22 protein-coding genes and 1 pseudogene are annotated in these 22980 nt (G+C 67.4%); 18 read left to right on the forward strand and 5 right to left on the reverse strand.

What is annotated here, in order from left to right; translation table 11 throughout:
• The first annotated feature begins 7 nt into the window (after positions 1–7).
• The 8 genes and pseudogenes from QZ951_RS00085 to QZ951_RS00120 all read left to right on the forward strand — a co-directional run bounded on the left by QZ951_RS00085 (position 8) and on the right by QZ951_RS00120 (position 9938).
• Positions 8–430 carry a biopolymer transporter ExbD gene (locus tag QZ951_RS00085; RefSeq protein ID WP_292997237.1) on the forward strand — a complete coding sequence of 141 codons (423 nt, stop codon included), beginning with the start codon at positions 8–10 and terminating at the stop codon, positions 428–430.
• Position 431: 1 nt separating this feature from the next.
• Entirely contained in the window at positions 432–1199 is a 768-nt protein-coding gene (locus QZ951_RS00090; RefSeq protein WP_292997239.1) for a TonB family protein, read from the forward strand.
• Positions 1200–1285: 86 nt separating this feature from the next.
• Positions 1286–2419: pseudogene (locus QZ951_RS00095) on the forward strand (cation:proton antiporter); the annotation flags it as partial.
• A gap of 26 nt (positions 2420–2445) precedes the next feature.
• Positions 2446–5061: a DUF1329 domain-containing protein gene (locus QZ951_RS00100; RefSeq protein WP_292997243.1), complete on the forward strand. Its 2616-nt coding sequence runs from the start codon at positions 2446–2448 to the stop codon at positions 5059–5061.
• A 661-nt stretch (positions 5062–5722) separates the two neighbouring features.
• Positions 5723–7186 (forward strand): hypothetical protein, encoded by a 1464-nt coding sequence (locus QZ951_RS00105; protein WP_292997245.1) that lies wholly within the window; start codon positions 5723–5725, stop codon positions 7184–7186.
• Between the two features lie 553 nt (positions 7187–7739).
• Positions 7740–9140, forward strand: coding sequence for an AarF/ABC1/UbiB kinase family protein (locus QZ951_RS00110; RefSeq protein ID WP_292997247.1), 1401 nt, complete (start codon positions 7740–7742; stop codon positions 9138–9140).
• Positions 9141–9198: 58 nt separating this feature from the next.
• Entirely contained in the window at positions 9199–9693 is a 495-nt protein-coding gene (locus tag QZ951_RS00115; RefSeq protein ID WP_292997260.1) for a DUF2505 domain-containing protein, read from the forward strand.
• Positions 9690–9938, forward strand: coding sequence for a DUF2970 domain-containing protein (locus QZ951_RS00120; protein WP_292997262.1), 249 nt, complete (start codon positions 9690–9692; stop codon positions 9936–9938). The genes QZ951_RS00115 and QZ951_RS00120 overlap by 4 nt, the downstream gene beginning before the upstream one ends.
• A gap of 35 nt (positions 9939–9973) precedes the next feature.
• Here the strand turns inward: QZ951_RS00120 and QZ951_RS00125 are convergent, their stop codons facing one another.
• Complete coding sequence (locus QZ951_RS00125; RefSeq protein WP_292997264.1) at positions 9974–11293, reverse strand: TRZ/ATZ family hydrolase; 1320 nt, start codon at positions 11291–11293, stop codon at positions 9974–9976.
• A 110-nt stretch (positions 11294–11403) separates the two neighbouring features.
• On the opposite strand from QZ951_RS00125, the gene mtnA reads away from it, so the two are divergent.
• Genes mtnA through QZ951_RS00140 form a run of 3 tightly spaced genes read left to right on the forward strand, consistent with a single transcriptional unit; the run spans position 11404 to position 13893 of the window.
• Positions 11404–12432 carry an S-methyl-5-thioribose-1-phosphate isomerase gene (gene mtnA, locus QZ951_RS00130; protein WP_292997266.1) on the forward strand — a complete coding sequence of 343 codons (1029 nt, stop codon included), beginning with the start codon at positions 11404–11406 and terminating at the stop codon, positions 12430–12432.
• A gap of 7 nt (positions 12433–12439) precedes the next feature.
• Entirely contained in the window at positions 12440–12967 is a 528-nt protein-coding gene (locus QZ951_RS00135) for a gamma carbonic anhydrase family protein (RefSeq protein ID WP_292997268.1), read from the forward strand.
• Positions 12964–13893, forward strand: a complete 930-nt coding sequence (locus tag QZ951_RS00140) for an N-acetylmuramoyl-L-alanine amidase-like domain-containing protein (RefSeq protein WP_292997270.1) — start codon at positions 12964–12966, stop codon at positions 13891–13893. The genes QZ951_RS00135 and QZ951_RS00140 overlap by 4 nt, the downstream gene beginning before the upstream one ends.
• Before the next feature lie 25 nt (positions 13894–13918).
• Here the strand turns inward: QZ951_RS00140 and QZ951_RS00145 are convergent, their stop codons facing one another.
• From QZ951_RS00145 to QZ951_RS00155, 3 genes are read right to left on the reverse strand one after another with little or no spacing between them, the layout of a single operon-like run.
• Positions 13919–14353 (reverse strand): PaaI family thioesterase, encoded by a 435-nt coding sequence (locus QZ951_RS00145; protein WP_292997272.1) that lies wholly within the window; start codon positions 14351–14353, stop codon positions 13919–13921.
• The gene (locus tag QZ951_RS00150; protein WP_292997274.1) at positions 14350–14823 is read right to left on the reverse strand and encodes a PaaI family thioesterase; all 474 of its coding nucleotides are present in this window, start codon (positions 14821–14823) and stop codon (positions 14350–14352) included. The genes QZ951_RS00145 and QZ951_RS00150 overlap by 4 nt, the downstream gene beginning before the upstream one ends.
• A 41-nt stretch (positions 14824–14864) precedes the next feature.
• Complete coding sequence (locus QZ951_RS00155) at positions 14865–15773, reverse strand: recombination-associated protein RdgC (protein ID WP_292997276.1); 909 nt, start codon at positions 15771–15773, stop codon at positions 14865–14867.
• A 170-nt stretch (positions 15774–15943) separates the two neighbouring features.
• Here QZ951_RS00155 and QZ951_RS00160 point away from each other — a divergent pair, with 170 nt between their 5' ends.
• The 5 genes from QZ951_RS00160 to thpR are packed head-to-tail and all read left to right on the forward strand — an operon-like array spanning position 15944 to position 19916.
• Positions 15944–16732 (forward strand): ABC transporter permease, encoded by a 789-nt coding sequence (locus QZ951_RS00160; protein WP_292997278.1) that lies wholly within the window; start codon positions 15944–15946, stop codon positions 16730–16732.
• The gene (locus QZ951_RS00165; RefSeq protein ID WP_292997280.1) at positions 16729–17547 is read left to right on the forward strand and encodes an ATP-binding cassette domain-containing protein; all 819 of its coding nucleotides are present in this window, start codon (positions 16729–16731) and stop codon (positions 17545–17547) included. The genes QZ951_RS00160 and QZ951_RS00165 overlap by 4 nt, the downstream gene beginning before the upstream one ends.
• A 3-nt stretch (positions 17548–17550) precedes the next feature.
• Positions 17551–18510 carry an MlaD family protein gene (locus QZ951_RS00170; RefSeq protein WP_292997282.1) on the forward strand — a complete coding sequence of 320 codons (960 nt, stop codon included), beginning with the start codon at positions 17551–17553 and terminating at the stop codon, positions 18508–18510.
• Positions 18507–19313, forward strand: a complete 807-nt coding sequence (locus QZ951_RS00175) for an ABC-type transport auxiliary lipoprotein family protein (RefSeq protein WP_292997284.1) — start codon at positions 18507–18509, stop codon at positions 19311–19313. The genes QZ951_RS00170 and QZ951_RS00175 overlap by 4 nt, the downstream gene beginning before the upstream one ends.
• A 3-nt stretch (positions 19314–19316) precedes the next feature.
• Positions 19317–19916: an RNA 2',3'-cyclic phosphodiesterase gene (gene thpR / locus QZ951_RS00180; RefSeq protein WP_292997286.1), complete on the forward strand. Its 600-nt coding sequence runs from the start codon at positions 19317–19319 to the stop codon at positions 19914–19916.
• A 3-nt stretch (positions 19917–19919) separates the two neighbouring features.
• On the opposite strand, the gene QZ951_RS00185 is transcribed toward thpR, so the two are convergent.
• Positions 19920–21272, reverse strand: coding sequence for a trypsin-like peptidase domain-containing protein (locus QZ951_RS00185; RefSeq protein ID WP_292997288.1), 1353 nt, complete (start codon positions 21270–21272; stop codon positions 19920–19922).
• A 229-nt stretch (positions 21273–21501) separates the two neighbouring features.
• On the opposite strand from QZ951_RS00185, the gene QZ951_RS00190 reads away from it, so the two are divergent.
• Positions 21502–22137, forward strand: a complete 636-nt coding sequence (locus QZ951_RS00190; RefSeq protein WP_292997290.1) for a hypothetical protein — start codon at positions 21502–21504, stop codon at positions 22135–22137.
• 118 nt (positions 22138–22255) lie between these two features.
• On the forward strand, positions 22256–22966 hold the full coding sequence (locus QZ951_RS00195; protein WP_292997292.1) for a hypothetical protein: 711 nt from the start codon (positions 22256–22258) through the stop codon (positions 22964–22966).
• Positions 22967–22980: the final 14 nt, after the last annotated feature.

Raw genomic sequence — 22980 nt, forward strand, 5'->3', positions numbered from 1 at the left:
CATCGTCATGAAAGTGCGCCGCCACAGCCAGGCCCGCGAGGAAACCCACATCGACCTCGCACCGATGCTGGATTTCTTTCTCAACCTGCTGATTTTCTTCATCATCAGCGCGGCATTCGTCAGCGAATCCGGACTCAAGATCAACCGTCCGAACGCGCAGACCGCGGTCAAGCTCGACAACTCGGCGATCTTCGTCGGCATTTCCGCCAGCGGCGAGATCTTCGTCGACCGCGGCCGGGTCGATATCCGCCTGCTGCGCGCCACGCTCGAACGGCTGCGCGCGCAGAAGCCGAAATCGCCGGTCGTGATCCAGGCCGACCGCGATGCCCGCGCCGGTCTCGTGGTCGAAGCGATGGATCAGGCGCGGCTCGCGGGCGCGCCGGATGTCGCGATTTCCGCAGCCCCGTCGTCGGCCGGCGGCACGCCCTGACATGAGCACGGCCGCCGTCCCGCGCGATCCGAAAGCGGGCAGCCCGATGCGCTGGCTGCTGCTGCCGCCGCTGGCGGCGCTGATCGTGCTGCTGATGGTGCTGGTGATGCGCTGGATGATCGTGTCGCCGCATGTCGAACTGCCGGAAGGCGAGGCGATACAAGCCGCGCAGATCATCAAGGCCGAGGCGCCGAAGCCGACGCCGCCGGATCAGGACGCCGCGAAGCTGCCGGACCTCGCCCCGCCGCCGCCCCCGGATGCGCCGCCATCGCTGGCACGGCCGAACCTGCCGGCGATCGCGACCTCGTCGATCCCGATCACCGCGCCGACGGTAGCCGTCGCCAACATCGGCGTCGGCGATGTCAACCTCGGCGAAGGCATGGGGCTGGGCCGCTCCGGCGTGTTTGGCGGCTTCGCCGGCGGCGGCGGCAACGGCAATGGCAACGGCGGCGGAGGGGGCGGTGGCGGGCGCGGCAATGGCGCATTCGCCGGTCGCGAGCTGGTGCCGCTGTCGACCGCGCGCCCGCAGATGCCGCCGTGGGCCTGCAAGCAGAAGATCCGGGGCTGGGTCGAGGTGGTGTTCGTTGTCACCACCGCCGGCAAGGTCGAGAACGTCCGCATCGTCGATGCCCAGCCGCGCGGTGTGTACGAGGCGGCCGCGATCGAAAGCGTCGGCAACTGGATCTATCCGAAAGGCGGCAAGTTGGCGGAAGTGAAGCAGCGCGTCGAGATGGACCCCGCCGATTGCGCCTACAACTACAACCAGTGATGCCGCTCGCCCGCCTTGCGCCGCTGCTGGCGTTCACCTTGCTGCTGCCGTCGCTCGCGCAGGCCGCCGGTGATGCGGCGCATGACGTGGTGCTGATCGAGACGCTGGCGATCGGCCTCGGTTTCGCGTTCATCGGCGGCTTCATCGCGTTCCGGCTCGGTCTGCCGCCGCTGCTCGGGTATCTGATGGCCGGCATCGCCGTCGGGCCGTTCACGCCGGGGCTGATCGTCGATGCCACGCTGGCGCCGCAGCTCGCCGAGATCGGCGTGATCCTGCTGATGTTCGGCGTCGGCCTGCATTTCTCGATTCGCGACCTGATGTCCGTGCGCCGCATCGCGGTACCCGGCGCGATCGCGCAGATCACGGTCGCGACCCTGCTCGGCATGGGGCTGGCCGAGTTCTGGGGCTGGTCGCTCGGCGCCGGCATCGTGTTCGGGCTGGCGCTGTCGGTGGCCAGCACCGTGGTGCTGCTGCGGGCGCTGGAAGCGCGCGGCACCCTGCATTCGGACGATGGCCGCATCGCGGTCGGCTGGCTGATCGTCGAGGATCTGGTGATGGTGCTGGCGCTGGTGCTGCTGCCGGCACTCGCGGCACCGCTGCGCGGAGAAGCGCTCGATGTGCCGGCGCTGCTGCGCTCGCTGGCGCTGACCCTGGCGATGATCATGCTGTTCGTCGTGCTGATGCTGGTGGTCGGCAAGCGCGTGTTTCCGTGGCTGCTGGCGCGGGTCGAGCAGAGCGGCTCGGCCGAGCTGTTCACGCTGGCGGCCGTCACCTTGTCGCTGGGCGTGGCATTCGTCTCGGCGGAAGCGTTTGGCGTCAGCTTCGCGCTCGGGGCGTTCTTCGCCGGCATCGTCGTCAACGAATCGGACCTGAGCCATCGCGCGGCGGACGAACTGCGGCCGTTCCAGGATGCGTTCGCGGCGCTGTTCTTCGTTTCGGTCGGCATGCTGGTCGATCCGGCGATCGTGCTCGACGCGCCGCTGTCGCTGCTGGCGGTGGTCGGCGTGATCATCATCGGGAAATCGCTGGCGGCGTATGCGATCGTCCGTGCGCTGGGTTGGCCGAACGGCACGGCGCTGAACGTCTCGGCGGCGCTGGCGCAGATCGGCGAGTTCAGCTTCATTCTCGTCGGGCTCGGGCTGACGCTCGGGCTGCTGCCGGCGCAGGCGCAGGGGCTGGTCGTGGCGGGCGCGGTGCTGTCGATCGCGCTGAATCCGCTCGTGCTGAAGTTCACGGCGCGTTTCCGGTGAAGCGTTCGTCGCCGAAGTGGCTGCGCGCCGGCGCCGTGCTGGCGCTGGTGCTGTCGGCGGGACTGCGGGCCGATCAGTACAAGAGCGAGGCGCGCGTGCCGGACGGCAGCGCCACGCAGTCTCAGGACCTGAACACGCAGCTCAAGAACACGACCGATCCCTACGCCAAGGCGCTGTTGCTGCGCGAACTCGCGGGGCAGGCGGCGAGCCGCAAGGATCTCGATCTGGCCGCGAAGTATCTGGAAGAAGCGATCGCCACCGGCGCGCTGTCCGGCCCGGCGGCGGACCAGATGAAGGCCACCCTCGGCAAGCTGCGCGTCGGCAGTGGCGATCCGGTCAGCGTGCTGAAGAACATCGAGCCGCTGTACAAGGCCGGCAAGGCGCTGCCGCCGGAACAGTTGGTGGCGCTCGGCGCCGCCTATCTGCAGCAGAAGCGCTACCGCGAGGCCGTCGGCCCGCTGCAGAAGGGTGTCGCGGCGAAGCCGGTATCCGATATCTCGTGGCGGCGCGCGCTGTACGCCGCATATGTCGGCGCCGGGCAGGAGCGCGAGGCGGCGCAGGTGCTCGAAACCGTCGTCCGCGATCAGCCGAGTGCCAAGGACGACTGGTTCCGATTGTCCGCGCTGTATCTGAAAGCCGGTGACTCGGTGCGGGCGCAGGCGGCGATGGAAGTCGCAAGCCGTCTCGGCTACATCACCAATGAGGAGCAGCGGCTGCAGCTGATCGGCCTGACCGCGCAGATCGGTGCGCCGTTCGCGGCCGGCTCGCTGCTGAAGGCCTGGATCGACGGCAAGCAGGTGTCGCGCAGCGCCACGAACCTGCGCACGCAGGCGGGCCTGTGGATCGCCGCACGCGAATCGGCGCTGGCGATCACCGCGCTGAACGAGGCGCTGCGGGCCGCACCGTCGTCCGACCTGTATCTGCAGCTCGGTCAGCTGCATCTGGATCGCGAGGAGTATCCGCAGGCGATTGCCGCGCTTCAGCAGGCGATCGCGACCGGTGCGAAATCCGGCCCGGCGCTGATGACCCTCGGCGTGGCCCTGTACCAGCAGGCGGATGTCGATGGTGCGGCGAAGGCGTTCCGCGCTGCCGCCGAGTATCCGCAAAGCCGCAAGCTGGCCGAGCAGTGGGTCAAGTACCTCGATTCCGGCCGCGCCCGCGAACAGGCGATCGCGGCACTCGCGAACCGCCGTGCGCGTGGCGACGACGGTGCCACGCAGCTTGCGACCGGCCTGCTCGGCGGGCCGGTCAGCGTGCAGGATGTCGAGATCGCGTCGTCGTCCACGTCATCGAGCGGCACGCCCGATGCGCCGGACGCCGTGGCACCGGGTGCCGCCAGCGGCAGCGCTGGTCTGACGCCGGTCGGTGCCGAACAGGGCAGCAATGCCGCGGGCACGATTCCGCCGTGGACCGGCGGGCTGACACGTTCGCAATGGCCCGCCACCTACAAGCCGGGCCAGCGGCTGGCTGATCCGTTTCCGGGCGACAAGCCCCTGTTCACGATCACCGCGGCCAATCTCGCGCAATACGGCGGCAAGTTGTCCGACGGCCATCGCGCGCTGTTCGCGAAGTATCCGGACTACACGATGCCGGTCTACGCCACGCGCCGCAGTGTCGCGTTCCCGCAGGCGATCTACGACGCGACCAAGGCCAACAATGGCCGCGCTAAGACACTGGCCGCGGATTCGCTCGAAGGCGCGGCACTCGGCTTTCCGTTCCCGCAGCCGAAGACCGGTGTCGAGGTTCTGTGGAACCACCGCGTGCGCTATCGCGGCGACAGCGCCGTGCTGCAGTACCGGCAGGCGGTGGTGGCGCCGGACGGCGATATCCGCAGCCTCGGCAATGTCATGTTCCGCGTGCTGTTCCGCTACGCCAGCCTGAAGAACCCGGCTGAGATCGAACGCGAGAACATCCTCCTGTACGGCACGTTCAGTGCCTCGAAGGTCGGCGGCAGCCCGGAATTCGTTGCGCTGTTCCACGAAACCGCGAATTCGCTGAAGCAGGCGCGCGGCATCTGGGTGCTGCTGACCAAGGTCGGCAAGATGTTCCGCGTGCCGCCGATCGGCTACGACCAGCCGTTTCCGGAGACTGACGCGATCCAGTTCATCGACATGGTCGACATGTACAACGGCCTGTTCGATCGCTACGTCTGGAAGCTCGTCGGCAAGCGCGAGCTCTACGTCCCGTACAACAGCTACCGCCTGAGCGACGGCCGCTACAAGAATGCCGACCTGCTGACCCGCGGCCACTTCAACCAAAGCGGCACGCGCTACGAGCTGCACCGGGTCTGGGTGGTCGAGGCGAGCCTGCGGCCCGGCAACAATCACAGCTTCGGCAAGCGCGTGTTCTATGTCGACGAAGACAGCTGGAACGTCGTGCTGGTCGAGAACTACGATCCGAAAGGCACGCTGTGGCGCTTCCAGGAAGGCCACCTGCTGCCGCTGTACGACGTGCAGGCCGCGTACGCCGTCCCAAGCCTGACCTACGACCTCAAGGCCGGCAGCTACTTCGCCGAGCGCCTGTTCTCGGAATCGCCGCCGATCCAGTACGGGGTCAAGATGAGCGATCAGGAATTCCTGCCAGCGGTGGTGAAGAACACGTACAGCCGTTGAGCGGCTGTGATGCCGGCACAGCTTCGTGTCCGGATGACGTTCGGCTGCGGACGACAACCGCGTGGTTCGACGCGGCCCAGCACTGTGGCCCGGTTGCCAGCGGCTGCAGAAAGGCGGCAGTTCTCAGAATCCCATTGAGTCGATCGTGGCGATCGCTCGAAGCCGCTTGACCGATCAGGCGGTCTGCATACCGTTTGTCACGCTTTGACAATATCGGCTTCCGCGCCGCTCCAGCCATGGCGCTGCAGCGTTGTCGAGAAAAATCGAAATGCTTTGCTTCCAGCGCGCGCGATGCAGATTGCTTGAATGCATCGAGCGCTTTTCCGTACGCGTGACGATGCAGCACCAGCGTTTCGAAAAAAAGCGTCAATCGTTTTGACGATAAGTCAAGCGATCTTCATCGATGAGTATGAAATAATTCTGCTTAGGTTTAGTTAACAACATGTTTTTATTAATAAAATTAATGTGAGATTCAGATCACATTTGGGCTGTCGATTGAGCGTTGGTGTTGTTGAAAGCCCGTAGCATCCCGGCAAGTCAAGAGTGATGCACGCTTTTCAAAAAAGCAGCACGTTGGCCATACAACTCTTATGAATTGCTTCAGGGCCAGGGGCTTAAGGTGCAGACACGTGACGCGGAAAGACAGGTCATCGCTTGGAGCTTGGCCATCATCACCGTGCTTGTTGCGACGGTGGTCTGGCGAACCGATGGGGCCTTCGGTTATTCGCTTGACGACCCGTATATTCATCTGGCCTTGGCAAAAAATATCTGGCTGGGTCACTACGGAATAAATTCTGGCGAGATGGCTGCGCCTTCGTCGTCGATCATCTGGCCATTGCTGCTCGCGCCATTTGCAGGCACGTCCTTCGGACAGTTCGCGCCGCTGCTGATCAACGCGGCATGCCTCGTCGGTACGGCTGTCTTGTTGTTGAGGTTTCTTGTCATCCACATGTCGCCGAGGCCGGCGGTCTTGTTGACGCTCGCATCAGTGTTCAGCTTGAACCTGTTTGGCGTGGTGTTCACGGGAATGGAGCACAACCTCCAGGTCCTGCTGGTTGCAATCATCGCGGTGACACTGGGTGGTGTCAGCCTCCCGCGATACTGGTTGTTCATCGCGCTGTGTCTGTTGCCGATGGTACGGTACGAAGGTCTCGCCATCAGCGTCCCGGTGTTGATCTGGCGCGCAACGGCGGGTGAGGCCAAGTCCGCGGCAATCGCGGCTGCCGCGTTGATTGCCGGCATCATCGGCTTCTCCGAGTTCCTGTACGTCAACGATCTCGGCGCCCTGCCATCATCAGTGCTGGCAAAACAGCAGACACTGTCGCTCGATGGATTTGGCCGAATTCGATCATTGCTGATGACATTGCGCGACAATCTGAGTGCCATGCGCACTTATGCAGTGCTTGTCGCCTTGGTTTTCTTCGCCGGGTTCTTCAGGAAGGGGCTGTCTCCGCTGATAGTCATCCTGACAGTCAGCAGTACCTTGGTGTTCACGCTTGGACACAATGGCTGGTTCGGACGCTACGAGCTTTACTTCCTGCTGTTCTGTCTGATCATCGCCGCTGCCATTGGATTCCCGCTTCTGAACAAGTCGCGGATGGATCGCGCAGCGCCGGTCATTGCCATGGTGCTGCTGGTGGTCAACATCGAGCTGTGGCCGGTGACGTTCGCGACCCCGGAGGCAGCGCGGAACATCCGATTCCAGCAGCATCAGCTCGGCGTCATCGCGAGCCAGTTTCTCAAGGAGCCCATCGCCGTGAACGACCTGGGCTGGGTCGCGTACACCAGCCACGACTATGTCCTTGATCTGGTCGGGCTTGCGTCCCGAGAAGCGCTGCTCGCACAGCAGAGCGACAAAAGCGGGGCCTGGGTCGAAGCAATCATGGAGCGCAAGCACGTCGAGTTTGCATTCGTCTATCCCGGTTGGTTCCCGAACCGACCGCATAACTGGATCAGAGTGGGTGATCTCGTCTATCGAGGACCGAAAGTGACGATTTCCGAAGACCGGGTTGGCCTGTTTGCGACTTCACCTGCCGCTGCGCAACGATTGAAAGTGGCTCTCGACGCATTCCAGAAAAGTGCGGAAGATTCACCTTCGAGAATCGAGTTCGCGGAAGGGTACTGACTGACGGCCTGCGCGCAGGAAGGCACGAGGCGAATCGCGTCGAGCGATGGCGTGGCTTCAATACTTCGGGAACGAGGCGGGTCAGCTTTCTGACGTCGACGATGGAGAAGCGTCGCATGGCTTCCAACGCGCAAGCCGAGACCGTTTGAAGCTTCAGAAAATGATCGAGTCGCGATACTGGGCAAACTGCGGTGATGGCCATGCAAGGACCGCTTGGAAATCATGGCGAGTTTTTGCCGGAATGTTGAGCAGGGGTTGGCTGAGCACAATGCTGACCTTCAGCGCCTCGGTGGCAGCCGGATCAAGGATCAGTGGGCCAATTGAAGGCGGAGCCGATCGTCGCCGTCGGTGAGCGCACGGATGAGCGAGCGATGGGTCCCGGAATCGGGTGCGATGTGGCGCCGCAAGCGGGCTCGCGGTGGCCCGGAGCGGCCCGGAGTGGCTCGAAACTGCCCGGATGTCGGCGCGGATCGCCCCGGCAGGCTGCGGTGTGCTGCCCGTTCAGCCCTGCCGGTTAGAATGCGCGACCATTCTTGGGGCATCCCACGCGTCCATGGATTCCGATCATCCGAAGAAGCCGAGTCTGTCATCGCTGAAGACGCGGCCGCTGGAACGCAACATCGCATTGACCAAGCTCGGGTTCGGGGCCGGCACGAAGATCGTGGCCCACTCGATCATGAACATCTTCCGGGGCGAGGTCGAAAGGACCGACGCCAACCGCGAGTTCTACCGCAAGCAGGCGCAGGTGCTGGCCGACGAACTGGGCCAGCTCAAAGGCAGCGTGATGAAGGCCGGGCAGATGATGTCGCTGTTCGGCCAGTACTTCCTGCCCGAGGAGGCGGTGGACGTGCTCGCCAGCCTGCAGGACGACACGCCGCCGGTGGACTGGCGCGTGGTGGCGCCGGCGCTCGAAGCAGGGATCGGCCGCAAGCGCATGCTGGAACTGGAGATCGACCCGGAGCCGATCGCCGCGGCCAGCCTTGGGCAGGCGCATCGCGCCCGGCGCAAGTCCGATGGTCTGGAACTGGTGGTCAAGATCCAGTACCCGGGCGTTGCCGCGTCAATCGACAGCGACATCCGCACCCTGTCGCGGCTGCTGATGATGACCCGGCTGGCGCCGAAGGAAATCGACCTCGAACCGACCTTCGCCGAAGTCCGCGACATGCTCAAGCGCGAGGTCGACTATCTCGCCGAGGCCGATTTCACCGAAGACTTCGGTCGCCGCCTGGCCGACGATCGCCGTTTCGTCGTGCCGCGCGTGCTGCGCGACTACTCGTCGGCCGCGGTGCTGACCACGACCTACGAGACCGGCGTTTCGGTACGCGACGCCAGCGTGCATGACCTGCCGCTGGCGCGGCGCAACCGGATCGGCCACGCGTTCATGGACCTGTTCCTGCGCGAATTCTTCGACTGGGGGCTGGTGCAGAGCGATCCCAACTTCGGTAACTACCGCTTCCGGCTCGGCGACAAGGCCGAGGACGACCGCATCGTGCTGCTCGATTTCGGCGCCACGCGAGAATTCGAGCGCGACTTCATCGATGCCTACGGCCACCTCGTGGCGGGCGCGACACTCGGCGACCGGGCGCGGGCACTGCGCGGCGCGATCGACATCGGCCTGATGCAGCAGGCGTTTCCGGACAACGTCAAGAACGACTTCGTCGATCTGTGCGAGCTGATCACCGAGCCGTTCCGCACCGCCGACGATCCGCGCACGCCGCCGGAACTGCGCAATGCCCGGAGCGAGTACCGCTGGGGCCAGAGCCGGCTGCCGATGCGCGTCGCGAACCTCGGGGCGCGCAATGCGCTGTCCCGCTACTTCCGCGTGCCGCCGCGCGAAATCGTGTTCCTGCATCGCCGGCTGGCCGGTGTCTTCATCATGCTGGCGACACTGGATTGCGAACTGAACGCCCGGGCCGCGCTGTTTCGCGCGCTGGGACTGCAGGAACCCGCGTGACCCGGCGCGGATCCGCGCCGGTCACAGCACCCACCCGAACGAACCAAGAGAACCGACAATGAAATTCGACGAACAGCACCGCCTCGACAAGCCGGCCGCCGCGGTCCTGAAGATGTACAGCGACCGCGCCTACTTCGAGAAGAAGTACGCGACGCTCGCCGGCGTCAAGGACTTCGAGATTCTGGAGTGCGAGACGAAGGGCACGACCTTCCGCATCAAGCACCGCTCGCAGCAGCGCTCGGACAATGCCGCGCTGCCGGATTTCGCGAAGAAGTTCCTCGGCGAGTACAACCACATCACCCAGCAGGACACCTGGAATACGGCGACCGGCGTCGGCCGGCTCGACATCGAGATCAAGGGCGTGCCGCTGAAGATTTCGGCCGACATGAAGGTGACGGGCGACAAGACCGCGACCAACACCTTCACCTGGAATGTGGTCTGCAACATTCCGCTGCTGGGCGGGAAGCTGGAAAAGCTCATCGCCGAAGACATCAAGGGCAAGTCGGCGGCCGATGTCGTGCTGACCAATCAGTTGCTGAAGGACTACGCGTGAGCGAGTCGCCGAAGAACGACCCGCCGGCGGCAGCGCCGCCACCGGTCAAGCCGCCGAGCCTGCTGGACACCGTTTTCAGCGTGCTGGCCTCGTTCTTCGGCGTGCAGAGCCGCGAGAATCGCGTGCGCGACTTCTCGTCCGGCAAGCCGATGGTGTTCATCGCCGTGGCGATCGTGCTGACCGTGGTCTTCGTGCTGACCCTGGTGCTGATCGTCAAGCTGATGCTGCGCAACGCCGGCGTCTGACGTTCCTCGACGCCGGCGCCGCAAGGGCGCTGGTGTCAGCCCTTGATCTTCGCGCGCCACTCCGCGGCCTTGGCGCGCACGGCGGCTTCATCGAGGGTCATCAGGCGCTGGTCGCGCAGCAGCGCACGGCCAGCGACGTAGACATCGGTCACCTGATCGCGGCCCACCGCGTAGGCGAGGGTCGAAATCACGTCGTAGACCGGCGTGGTCGAGACATGCGCGAGGTTCACCGCGATGAAGTCGGCCGACTTGCCGGCCACCAGCGAGCCGATCTCGGCATCGAGCCCCAGCGCCTTGGCGCCATTCAGCGTCGCCAGCCGCAGGGCCGTGGCTGCCGGCACGGCACGCGGATCGCCGGACACGCCTTTCGCGAGAATCGCGGCAGTGCGCAGTTCCGAGAACATGTCGAGATCATTGTTGCTGGCCGCGCCATCGGTGCCGACCATGACGTTGGCGCCCGCGGCGATGAGTTTGGCGATCGGTGCCATGCCGCTGGCGAGCTTCAGGTTCGATTCCGGGCAATGCGCGATCGACACACCGAGCCGGCCGCAATCGGCGATCTCGTCATCGGTCAGCTGCGTCATGTGCACGGCGATGAAGTCCGGGCCCAGCAGATCGAGCGCCTTGAGTCGGTCCCACGGCCGGCGTGCGTCCGGCGAGGCCAGCGCCTGATTCACTTCGTCCGCCGTCTCGTGCACGTGCATGTGGATCGGCAGGCCGAGCTCGTTCGCCAGTTCGCGGATCTTCAGCAGCGGGCCGTCGGACACGGTGTAAGGCGCGTGCGGCGCGAATGCGGCGCGCAGCAGCGGCTGACGGCGGATGGCGTTCTCGTAGACGTCCAGACCCTTGCGCAGATAGTCCTCGGCGTCGCTCGCCCAGGCGGTCGGGAAGTCGATCACCAGCAAGCCGATCATCGCGCGCAGGCCGACGGCAGCGGCGACTTCGGCGGTGGCGTCCGGGAAGAAGTACATGTCGTTGAAGCAGGTGGTGCCGCCGCGAATCATCTCGGCGGCCGCCAGGCGCACGCCGTCGACACAGTAGGCGCGACTGACATGCTGGCCTTCCGCGGGCCAGATGTGGTTGTTCAGCCAGTCCATCAGCGGCAGGTCGTCGGCGATGCCGCGCATCAGCGCCATCGCCGAGTGGGTGTGGCCGTTGACCATGCCCGGCATCACGGCGTGCTCGGGCAGGGTCACGACGTCGCGCGCGGCGTAGGTCTGGCGTGCGAAATCGGCCGGCAGCACGTCGACGATGCGGCCGGCATCCACGGCCAGCGCGTGGTCTTCGAGCACCAGACCATCGGGCTCGATCGGGATCAGCCAGCGCGGGAAAACGAGCAGATCGATGGTTTGCATGGAAAGCCTGTCCTGGGAGCCGCCGCGTGCGCGCGGGCTCTGATTGTCAACGGGGAGACCGTCACGATGGCGACGGTAGAATGAGGTCATTGAACCCCGGGAAACCCTGAATGACAAGCAAAGCCAGCGCCGTGCCATCGACTTCCGCCGTGCAGGCGATCCAGTGGCAGGACGGCGTGCTGCGGCTGCTCGATCAGCGCGTGCTGCCGCTCGAAACGCGTTTCATCGACTGCACCACGGCGGAAGCGACGGCGGCCGCGATCCACGACATGGTGGTGCGTGGCGCGCCGGCCATCGGCATCGCGGCAGCGTTCGGCCTGGTGGTGGCGGTGCGGGCGAATGCGGCCTCGTTCGATGCAGCCGAAGCCGTGCTGGCGGCCTCGCGTCCGACCGCGATCAATCTGCATTGGGCGCTGCAGCGGATGCGCGGCGTCTGGGCCAGGACGCCGACGGCTGAGCGGCTTGAAGCCGAAGCGATCGCGATCTTCAACGAGGATCTGGCGCAGAACCTGCGGATGGCGGCGCTGGGCGCTGATCTCATCGCCCCCGGCTCGCGCGTGCTGACCCACTGCAACACCGGCGCGCTGGCCACCGGCGGTCACGGCACCGCGCTCGGCGTGATTCGCACGGCGTGGGCGCAGGGCAAGCTGGCGCAGGTCTACAACACCGAAACCCGCCCGTGGCTGCAGGGCGCGCGGCTGACCGCGTGGGAGCTGATGCAGGAAGGCATTCCCGGCAAGCTCATCGCCGACGGCGCGGCCGCGCACCTGATGAGCGTCGAGAAGATCGACTGGGTGATCGTCGGCGCCGACCGCATCACCGCCAATGGCGATACCGCGAACAAGATCGGCACCCATGCGCTGGCCGTGATCGCGCGGCATTTCGGCGCGAAGTTCATGGTCGTCGCGCCGAGTGGCACCTTCGATCTGAGTCTGGCCAGCGGTGATCGGATTCCGATCGAGGAACGCACCGCCAAGGAACTGACCGAGTTCCGCGGGCAGTCCGTCGCGCCGCTCGGCATGCAGGCGTTCAACCCGGTGTTCGACGTGACGCCGGCGGCGCTGATCGACGCCATCGTCTGCGAGCGCGGCGTGATCGTGCAGCCGACGACCGCCGCCGTGGCCGCCGTGCTGCGCTGAGACCGCGATGATCCACCAGCTCGAAAACCGCGTGCCGATGCTCAAGGAAGGCGTCTGGGTCGCGGACAACGCGACCGTCATCGGCTCGGTCGTGCTCGAGGCGCACAGCAGCGTCTGGTTCAACTGCGTGCTGCGTGGCGACAACGACGTGATCACCGTTGGCGAGAACACCAACGTGCAGGACGGCTCGATCCTGCATACGGACGCCGGCATCAAGCTCACGATCGGACGTGACTGCACCATCGGCCATCAGGTGATGCTGCATGGCTGCGAGATCGGCGACAACACGCTGATCGGCATCCAGAGCATCGTGCTGAACGGCGCGCGGATCGGCCGCAATTCGATCGTCGGCGCCGGCAGTCTGGTGCCGGAAGGCCGCGAATATCCGGACGGTGTCCTGATCCTCGGCAGTCCGGCCGTGGTCAAGCGCGAACTGAAGCCGGCCGAGTACGCGCTGATGACCTACGGCGCCAAGCATTACGTGCAGAACGCGCAGCGCTATCGCACGCAACTGCGGCCGCTGGGCGCGTCGTGAGCGCAGCCACCCGCGCGATGGCCGCCGGCTGGCGCTGGTGGCGGTCGGCCTGGGTCGTGCTGCCGCTGGCGGCGGCTGGCTTCGCGATGGCGGCGGGACCGGTGCCGGACGCCGCCGCGGCGGCCGCGTTCGAGCCGATCGCGGCGCGGGCAGCGGCGGCGAAAGCGGCGAGCTGGCCGGCGCTGCTGCAGCAGATCGCGACCGACCCGGCGCTGCTCGGCGCGCCGTACGAGGCGGCACCGCTCGATCGCGGCAGCCGCGAAGCCGACGAGCCGCTGCGCGCGAGCCTTGATGGTTTCGACTGCGTGACCTATGTCGAAACCGTGCTGGCGCTGGCGCGGACCGTGGCACGCGGCCCGGCCACCGCCACGGCATATGCGGCGGAACTGGCGGCGCTGCGCTACCGCGATGGCGAGCCCGGCTTCTGCGCCCGCTACCACTACTTCAGTGACTGGGCCGAAACCCGGCAGTCCGCCGCCGTGCTCGACGAGGTCACGGTCAGCGTCGCCGGAGATCCCGCCAACCTGGCCAATCTGGGCCTGACCCACGGCTTCGACTACCTGAGCCGCCACGCCTCGGCGACGCCCGCACTGGCGCAGTCTCCGGCCCGGCTGGCCTGCGTGCGCGAACAGGAGCGGGCGCTGTCGGCGCGCGATGACGGCACGCCGTACATCCGCAGCACCAGCCTGCCGAAAATCGCGCGCGCGTTGCAGTCCGGCGATCTGATCGCCTGGGTCGCCGATGTGCCGGGGCTGGACGTGATCCATGTCGGCATCGTCGTCACGCGGCCCAACGGCCGGCTGGAACTGGCGCAGGCGTCGAAGCGCGCGGGGCAAGTCGTGGTGACGCCGGACCTGCTGCGCTACGCGGCAAGCCTCAAGCAGCAGCGCGGCGTGCGCATCTTCCGGCCGCGCGATCCGCGCTGACGGTGTCCGGCTCCGGCCGCAAGCGTCACTCGACCAGCAGGAACTGCACCGTCGCCACCGCTGCCGGCCGGGTCGACGTGCCCTGTCGCGCTTCGACCCGGACGTTGGCGTAGCGACGGCTGCGTGAGACGACGGTCGCCGTCGCGACAGTGTCGAGCATGCCGGCACCGGCGAGGTATTCGATGGTCTGGCTGAACATCCGCGGCGGCTTGCGGGCGGCCGTCACCCGGATCAGTTCGGCGGTCGCGGCGATCTGCAGCAGCGAGGCCAGCGCGCCGCCGTGCAGCGCCGGCACCTTCGGGTTGCCGACGATGTGCGGCGCGTACGGCAGGCAGACCGTCAGCCGGTCATCGACCATCGAGACCCGGATGCCGAGCGTCCGCACGAATGGCACGGCATCGAGAATCTGCTGCACCTCGCCGGCGTCCGGACGGCCGCTGCGCTCGCTGATGCCGCTCATGAGGCGACTCCGGGTGTCGAATCGGGCCCTGTCGCCCGCGGCGGAAACGTCGCGAAGCTGGCCGTGGCGATGGCGATCGGCCGCGCCGGATCGCCGTCATGCGCGACGCCCCGCACGATCGACAGATGCTCGTTCAGCGAGATGCTGTCGGCTTCGATGGTGACGCCGAGCCCGGCGCCGGGGGCGCGCAGGAAATCCAGCCGCAGGTCGAGCGTGGCGGTGCGCCGGAAGTGGTGCCAGATGGTCAGCGCGACCGAGCCGCAGACGGCGTCGATCGCCGTGGTGATCGGCCCCTCGGCCATCGCGTTGGTGTCGGCGTCGCCAACGAGGCCGGCGCTGAACGGCAGTTCCGCCACCAGCCGACCGGGGGATGCGCCGACCACGCGCAGCCCGAGGAATTCGTTGAACGGAATCTGGGTGATGAACCGCTGCTGCAGCTCTTCCAGCGTGAACGGCTTGGCTTCGCTCATCAGGTCAGATCAATGGAGGTGAGATACACATTCATCCGGCGCTACTGGGCCGCCTTGGCGCCACCGAGCGCGGCGACGAGATCGGCGATCAGCAGGCTCAGTTCGCCGGTCATCAGCGTGAAGTCGACGTCGAAGGCGTCGGCGTCGTTCTTCTTGCCGCCGGCGGCGTCGTCCTCGCTGACATCGAGGAAGCGCACGCGCTTGACCACGAGCTTGTCGGTCAGCACCAGGCTCAGGCGCTCGCGCCACGACAGGCCGACGCGGGTGACGATCTTGCCGCCGCCGATCAGGCTCTTCAGTTCGGGGCCGTCGAGGCCGTGGCGGACGTAGCGCACGGTCGACTTGGTCGGGTTGTCGGCCAGCAGTTCGCAGTCGTCCTGCACCAGGAACATCGGCGGGTTGCTGCCGGTGGCGAGCCACGCGGTCATCGCGGCGCTCGGTGCGTCGCGGGTGTCCAGCGGCACGGCCGGCAGGTCGCCGAGATCGGCGCGCAGCACGGTGCCCAAGTCTTCGGCGAGCTTCGGCGACGAGGTGTCGACGATGAAATAGCCGTGCTCGAAGTCCAGCCACGCCCGCACCGTGCGGCTGCGGATGAAGGCGCGCGGCCGCAGTTCGTCGATCACCAGATCCTTCAGGTCGCGAAGCTGCTTGCGGCCGGGCGCAAACCCTTGCTGCTGTTCGAGTTCCGCCGCCTTCTGCTTCAGCACCTGATTGATCACCGAGCCCGGCAGCATGCGCTGCTCGATGCCGAGCGCGATCAGCAACTGCTTGCCCTGCGAATACACCAGCGAGGCGCCCGGCGACGGCGCGACCCAGCCCTGACTCTGCATGCTGGCGCTGTTGACCGGCAGCAGCGGGTGCTTGGCCAGCGCTTCCTCGACCTGCGCGGCCGTCATCGTCCAGCCGGGCGCAAGCGAATAGATCTGAAGATTCTTGAACCAGGTCGACATCGGAGCGGGAGGGGACGGCGGGAAGGGCCGCGAAGGGTAGCGCACCCGCCGCGCAGGGAACCAGCGCCGGTCGCGCGAATGGCTCTCCCATCCGGGTGAGGGATTTGCGCGAAGCCGAGCCTTGCCCGGAAACTAGTGGCCGACCCGATCCATCGCCCCGCCGTCGCCCGATGCGCAAGCTCGCTGAAAATTTCGGACGCGACATCGAAGCGGGTCTGACCGAACTCGGACAGGCCGCGGTGCTGCTGGTCGAATCCCTGAACTGGACCATCACCGGCGCCGCGCGCCAGCAGCCGGTGCGCGTCGGCGCGGTGCTGGCGCAGGCGATGGAAATGGGCATCCGCGCGCTGCCGATCGTCACCGTGCTGAGTCTGGCGATCGGCGCGATGGTGGCGATCCAGGGCATCTATTCGCTGCGCATCTTCGGGGCCGAAAGCAAGGTCACGCTCGGTGTGGCGCTGTCGGTCACCCGCGAGTTCGCGCCGCTGATCACCGGCGTGCTGGTGGCCGGGCGCAGCGGGTCGGCGCTGGCCGCGCGGCTCGGCACGATGAAGATCAATCAGGAAATCGACGCGCTGACGGTCATGGGCATCAACCCGGTGCGCTTTCTCGTGGCGCCGGCGCTGCTGGCGATGCTGCTGATGCTGCCGCTGCTGACCTGGTTCGCCGATGTCGTCGGCCTGTTCGGGGCCGGCCTGTACGTGACCAGCACGCTCGGCATCAGCTTCCAGGCCTATCTGGCCGATCTGCAGGCTTCGCTGAAGGTGGCGGATCTGGTGCACGGCCTCGGCAAGAGCGCGATCTTTGCGGTGCTGATCACGACGGTCGGCGTCAACAACGGTCTCGGCGTCACCGGCGGCGCCGATGGCATCGGCCGCGTGACGACGCGGGCCGTGGTGCAGGGCATTTCGGCCATCGTCATCACCGACATGCTGTTCGCGTGGCTGGTATTGCTATGACCGGCGCCGTTCCTGCCAGCATCGAGGTCGACAAGCTGTACGCCCACTATGGCGAGCGGCCGGTGCTGCGCGACATCAACTTCCGCGTCGAGCCGGGCGAGGTGATGGTGATCATGGGGGGCTCCGGTTCCGGCAAGAGCACCCTGCTGCGCCATCTGCTCGGGCTGCAGGCGCCGACCTCCGGCACGATCAGGGTGCTCGGGGTCGATATCGTGCGCGGCAAGAAGCGCGAGATGCTGGAGATGCGCCGCAAGATCGGCGTGGCGTTCCAGAGCGGGGCGCTGTTCTCGTCGATGACGGTCGGCGAGAACATCATGCTGCCGCTGCGCGAGCACGCGAAGCTCGATGCCGCGACGATGCGGATCATGATGCGGCTGAAGCTCGATTTCGTGAACCTGCCGGGCTCCGAGGACCTGATGCCGGCCGAGTTGTCCGGCGGCATGATCAAGCGCGCGGCGCTGGCCCGCGCGATCATCATGGACCCGAAGCTGGTGTTCCTCGACGAGCCGAGCGCGGGCCTCGATCCGGTGGTCGCGGCCGGTCTCGACGAACTGATCCTCGAACTGAAGGCGACCGGGGTCAGCCTCGTCGTCGTCACGCACGAACTGGACAGCGCGTTCCGGATCGCCGACCGCATCACGGTGCTGGATCGTGGCGACATCCTGATCAGCGATACCGTCGCCGCAGTCCGCGCCAGCCCGAACGAGCGGGTGCAGGCGCTGCTGACGCGGCGCGTCGAGCACACGAACCACAATCCCGACGAGTTCCTGCGCACCCTGACCCGCGCCGGACGAGACGACGACCGCGAGCCCTGAGCCATGACCTCTTCCCGACTCAACTTCGCCGTGATCGGCGGCTTCGTGCTGCTGGCGCTGGTCAGCCTGATCGTGTCGCTGGCAGTGCTCGCCGGCCGCACCGGCGCCACCGACGGCTACAGCACCGTCTACCCCAACGTCAGCGGTCTCAAGTACGGCAGCCAGGTCTTCTACGAGGGCTTTCCGGTTGGGCAGGTCGTTGAAATCGAACCGATCACCGACGACGCGCGGGTGAAGTTCCGGGTACGGCTGGCGATCACCCGCGGCTGGAAGATTCCGGAGGATTCGATCGCCAGCACCGCCGCGGCCGGCCTGCTGGCGCCGCAGACGGTGACCATCGCGGCCGGCTCCAGCGCCACGATGCTGAAGCCCGGCGCGGAAATCCTCGCCGGCAAGAGCCGCGACCTGTTTTCCACCGTCGCCGGCGCCGCCGGCAATGTCGACCGCCTGACCAACGAAGGCCTGCTGCCGCTGTTCGGCAATCTCGACAAGCAGGTGACGACGGTCGGTGGCCTGCTGAACGACGACGTGCGCAAGCTCGTGGCCAACGCCAACGTCGTCGCCGAGGCCGCCGCGAAGACCGTGCCGCCGCTGCTGAACGATGCCCGGACCATCAGCGCCTCGCTGAGCAAGGTCAGCCAGCAGCTCGATGGCGCGGTATCGCCGCAGCGGCTGGCGGCGATCGACCACATCATCGTCAACGCCGACAAGGCCGTGGCCAGCCTCGCCAAGAGCAGTGCCGCGCTCGAGGCGCTGAGCGGCGACAGCGGCGAGGACCTGCGCATCGCCGTGCGCGAGCTGCGCCTGACCAGTGAAAGCCTCGCGCGGCATTCGGACGCGATCACCCAGAATCTCGATTCCGCCGCGCACAACCTCAAGGATCTGAGCCGCCAGCTGCGGCAGAACCCGGCGCTGCTGCTTCGCGGCAGCGGCATCGATCCGGATGCGGAGGCGGGCCGATGAGCCGCGTTGGCAAGCTGATGATGTCGTGGCTCTGCGTGGGTTCATCGTCATTCCCGCGCAGGCGGGAATCCATGCCCGACACTCGCGTGGTCGCCCGGCCGCTGGATTCCCTGCGTGGGAATGATGGTGGGAAGGGCGTGGCGACGAGGCCCCGTGCGCCGCGCGCGCCAGCCGTCGCGGCTGTGTTGGTCGCCGTTTTGGCCACCGCCGGGTGTGCCTCCAAGCCCCCGGAAGCCGAACGCTTCTATCGGCCGACGATCGCCGCGCCCGAGGCGCGCGCGAAGCCGGCGGCGCGGCTGCTGGTGGAGCCGTTCGAAGCGCGCGGCATTTACAGCGACCGCGCGCTGGTCATCCGGGACGCCGGCGGCGCGTATCGGCAGGCGATCGGCCGCAGCTGGGTCGAGCCGCCGTCGCTGCTGCTCGGCACGGCGCTGGTCGATTGCCTGCGCGCGGCCTATGGCGCGGATGCCGCGTTCCTGCCGCAGGCACGGGTCGATGCCGATGTGACGATCCGCTCGACGCTCAAGCGCTTCGAGCGCGTAAAGGGCGAGGGTGCTTCCGGCGACACGGCGCTTCTGATGGTCGATTTCGTCGTCACCGCGCGCGGCGGCGCTTTGCTGGGCACGCTCGAATTTTCGGACAGCACGCCGGTGGCCAGCGGTTCGGCCGAGTACGTCGCCGCGCAGTCGCAGCTGCTCACGCGCGCAAGCGTCGCGCTGCTCGCGCTGCTGGATCGTCGTCTGCCGGAGGTGAGGTCTGTCGTGAAGCCTGACGTGCAGCCTGGCGCTCCGAATCCCCGCTGACCCTTGGCCCGTCGCGATCAGATCGGCCTGTTTCCGGACCTGCCGCCGCCGCCGAAACCCGGCGGGCGGCGCGCGCGCTATTTCTTCGCGCTGTGGCCGGATGACACGGTGCGGCGGCGGCTGGCATCCGCCGCGGCGCAGCTGCCCATCGGCGAAGGCCCGGCGGCGTACCGGATCAAGCCGGATCGCCTGCACCTGACCTTGGCCTGGCTCGGCGAGTTGAGCCGCGCACAGGTCGAGGCGGCGAAGCTGGCGGCGGAAGACGTGCGCGGCCGGCAGTTCCTGCTCAGGCTCGACCGGCTCGATCACTTCGCGCAGGCCGGCGTGCTGTGGATCGGCCCGTCGAGCCTGCCGCCGGAACTGGCGCGGCTGAAGGCGGAGCTGGACCGCGAACTGCTGCGCTACGGCCTGCCGGTGGCCGAAGAGCCGTTCGTGCCGCATGTCAGCTGTCAGCGCAATGTCCGTGCGCCGGTCGTGGCGGCCCGGCCGTCGGTGTACTGGCCGGCGCTGGAATTCGTGCTGCTGCGCTCGGCGCGCAGCGCCAGTGGGCGGGCGGACGGCTACCGCGTGGTCAAGCGCTGGCCGCTGGGCGACACCGGCTGAGGATCAGGGCGTTGCCGCGTTGCGGCGCTCGATGACCTCGAGCACACCGTCGAACGCCCAGCGCAGCGCCCAGGCTTTCTGGTCCCAGGGCTTGCGCTGCTCGGCATTGCGCGAGCCTTCGCGCAGCGCGGCACGGGTGGCGCTGCAGGCACTGACCTTGCGGTCGATGCCGTCGACCGCGCCTTCGTAGATTCGGTAGCAGGCTTCGATGCTGCCGTCGTTGTACAGCGGCGAGCCAATGTCGATCGCCGATTCGATCTCGTCCTTGATCGTCGCCAGATCGTCGTCGCTGCAGTCATCGAGCAGCGACAGCGCATGGCGCGGCTGGCGCGGGTCCGTCGCGGCGGGCTTGGCGGGCGTGGCGGCGGCATTGCGGCGCTGGATCAGCTCGATCAGGCCGTCGAAGGCGTCGCGCATCGCCCAGGCCTTGCCGTCCCAGTCTTCGAGCTGATCGGCCTTGCCGACACCATCGAGCAGCGCACGCTTCGGGCCCGGGCAGGCCTTGATCCGCTTGTCGGCGTCGAGCGCTGCGGCCGCGTAGATCCGGTAGCAGGCCTCGATGTTGCCCTTGTTGTAGAGCGGCGCGCCGGTACGGATGGCACGGTCGATCAGGTTGAGCACGGCCTTTTGTTCCGGCTCGGCGCAATCGTCGAGCAGGCTGTCGGCGTGCTTCGGCACCTCGCGTCCGGACGCGCCCCAGCCGACGAATTCCGCCAGCGCCACGCCCTGTTCGTTCGCGAGCAGCGGCTTCAGCACGTCGATCGGCACGGCGAAATTGAGGTTCTGGCCGCCGTTGACCACGAGCGTGGAGATGCCGATGACTTCGCCGGCATCGTTGAACAGCGGGCCGCCGGACGATCCGGGCGAGATCGGCGCGGAAATCTGCAGATAGACCTGCTTGCGCTGCTCCAGCGTGCGGATGGCGCTGACCAGACCATCGGACACGGTGTTGCCGAAGCCCAGCGGGTGGCCGATCGCCACGACATGCTGGCCCGGCTTCGCGGCGGCCGACTGGCCCAGCGGCAGCGGCTTCAGCGCGAGATCGGCCACGCGCAGCAGCGCCAGATCGTGGCTCGCGTCGTAGGCCAGCACCTCGACCTTGCCGCGGCTGGTGCCGTCGGCGGTGACGATGGTGGCTTCCTTCGCGCCGCGCACGACGTGGGCGTTGGTGACGATGCGCCCGCCGTCGGCCACGGCAAACCCGGTACCGACGCCATTCGCGACCTTGATCTGCACGATCGACGGGATCGCGATCTCGGCGATCTGCGCCGGGGACAGAACGTTGGCGGCAGCAACGGGCGGCGGCGGCAGCGACAGGCCAGCGGCAATCACGGCAGCGAGCAGGATTTTCGTCATCCGGGACATCTCGATCGACAGGCGGACAGTGAGCGCTAGAGTGCCACGACGCCGCGCCGCCTCGCGGTGTTGCGAACGGCTCCCCCGTCGCTCGGAGGCGCTCGGATGCACTCGGATGCACTCGGATGCGCTCGGGGCTCGAGCGGCCGGCACGGCCTTGCTCGGTGTCAAGCGGTAGCCTGCGGTGGCCGTGAAACACTCACGCCGCGTCGAACACACGCACCGCGCGGTGTTCGTGCTGGACCTTCCCGGTCGCCCTCGAACCCGGTGCCCCATGCTCATGACCCGCATCCTTCGCTACCGCGGCCCGGTGTTCGCTGTCGCGATCGCCTCGACCTTCGCACTCGCCAGCCCGGCGGGCCTCGCCGCCATCGGCACGCCGCTGGGTCCGGAGTTTCGAGTGCCGAGCCGTCCCTCCGAGGACGGCTTTCCGTTTGAGAGCCACGTGGCGGTGGTCGCGGACGGCCGTCAGGTGGTCACGTGGTCGGCCCTGTCGCGCAATGACGTCGGCGGTGGTCGCAGCTACAACATCTTCGGCCGGGTCTTCGCGGCCGACGGCACGCCGCTCGGCGCCGAGTTCAAGGTCAATGATCGCGACGCGAACGCCGAAGGCTCGCCGAAAGTGGTCACCGCGCCCGATGGCGGCTTCACCGTCGCCTGGATCGACAACGGCCCCGGCTTCCGGAACCGGAGCATCCAGGCGCGCCGGTTCGCACCGGACGGCGCGCCGCGCGGCCTTCAGTTCCCGGTCAGTGCGGCGGCATCTCCCGATGCGGTGCTGAGTTCGCTGAGCCTCGCCAGCAATCGCGGTGGCGCCATCGTGGTTGGTCTGGGAAAGCGCCATCTTCTCGGGGCTTCCCAATGACGCGGCCCGTTCGTGGACCACGTCGTTTCACGCCCGGCAGATCGATTCGAGCGGCCGCGTCGGCCCGACGGAGAGGATCGTCGGCGGGCGCACGGGCTTCGACCTGCAACCCATCCCGGTGGTCGCGACCCCGGCCTTGTCGACCGGCTCGGCAGGCCCTGCGGTCGCGATGGACGATGCCGGCGATTTCGTCGTCGCCTGGGCCGGCAGCACGTCGGCGGGCGTGATCGGCGGCTTGTACGGGGCGATTCCGGGCACGGGTGCCACGGTGCGATCGGTCCTGTTCCGGCGCGTGACCGCGGCGGGCCGTGCCGATCCATTGCCGACGGTGGTCGAACGCGTGGTGTTGCCGGACCGTTACGACCGGGCGGGCGAAGTCGCGAACGACGTGCAGCCCGCCGTGGCGATGGAACCGGATGGCGATTTCGCGATCGCCTATCGCAGCGGCGAGGCGCCGCAGGCGCTGGTGGCCCGTCGCTATTCGGCGCTTGGTCGCCCGCTTGGCGACGCGCTGCCGGTCAGCCCGTTCGGCCGTTCGATCGGGCTGGCTCTGACCGCGACCGGCCAGATGACGGTGACCTGGGACGGGCAGAGCCCGCAGACGCCGGCAGACGGCATCGATGTCTTCGCGCGCGTCTTCGGAGCCGACGACGCGCCGTTGACCGCGGCCCTCCGGGTCAACGCCACGGTGGCAGGCGAGCAGTCCGCGCCGAGCCTCGCGGTCGATGCCAGCGGCGACTTCACCGTCACCTGGACCACGATCATCCCCAGCGGCTCGCCCGGCCTGTTCATGCCGGACGTGCTCGCCCGGCGCTACCGAGGCCACTGACGCGCGACCGCGCG

It is taken from the genome of Nevskia sp. (assembly GCF_021732705.1).
Classification (GTDB): Bacteria; Pseudomonadota; Gammaproteobacteria; order Nevskiales; family Nevskiaceae; genus Nevskia.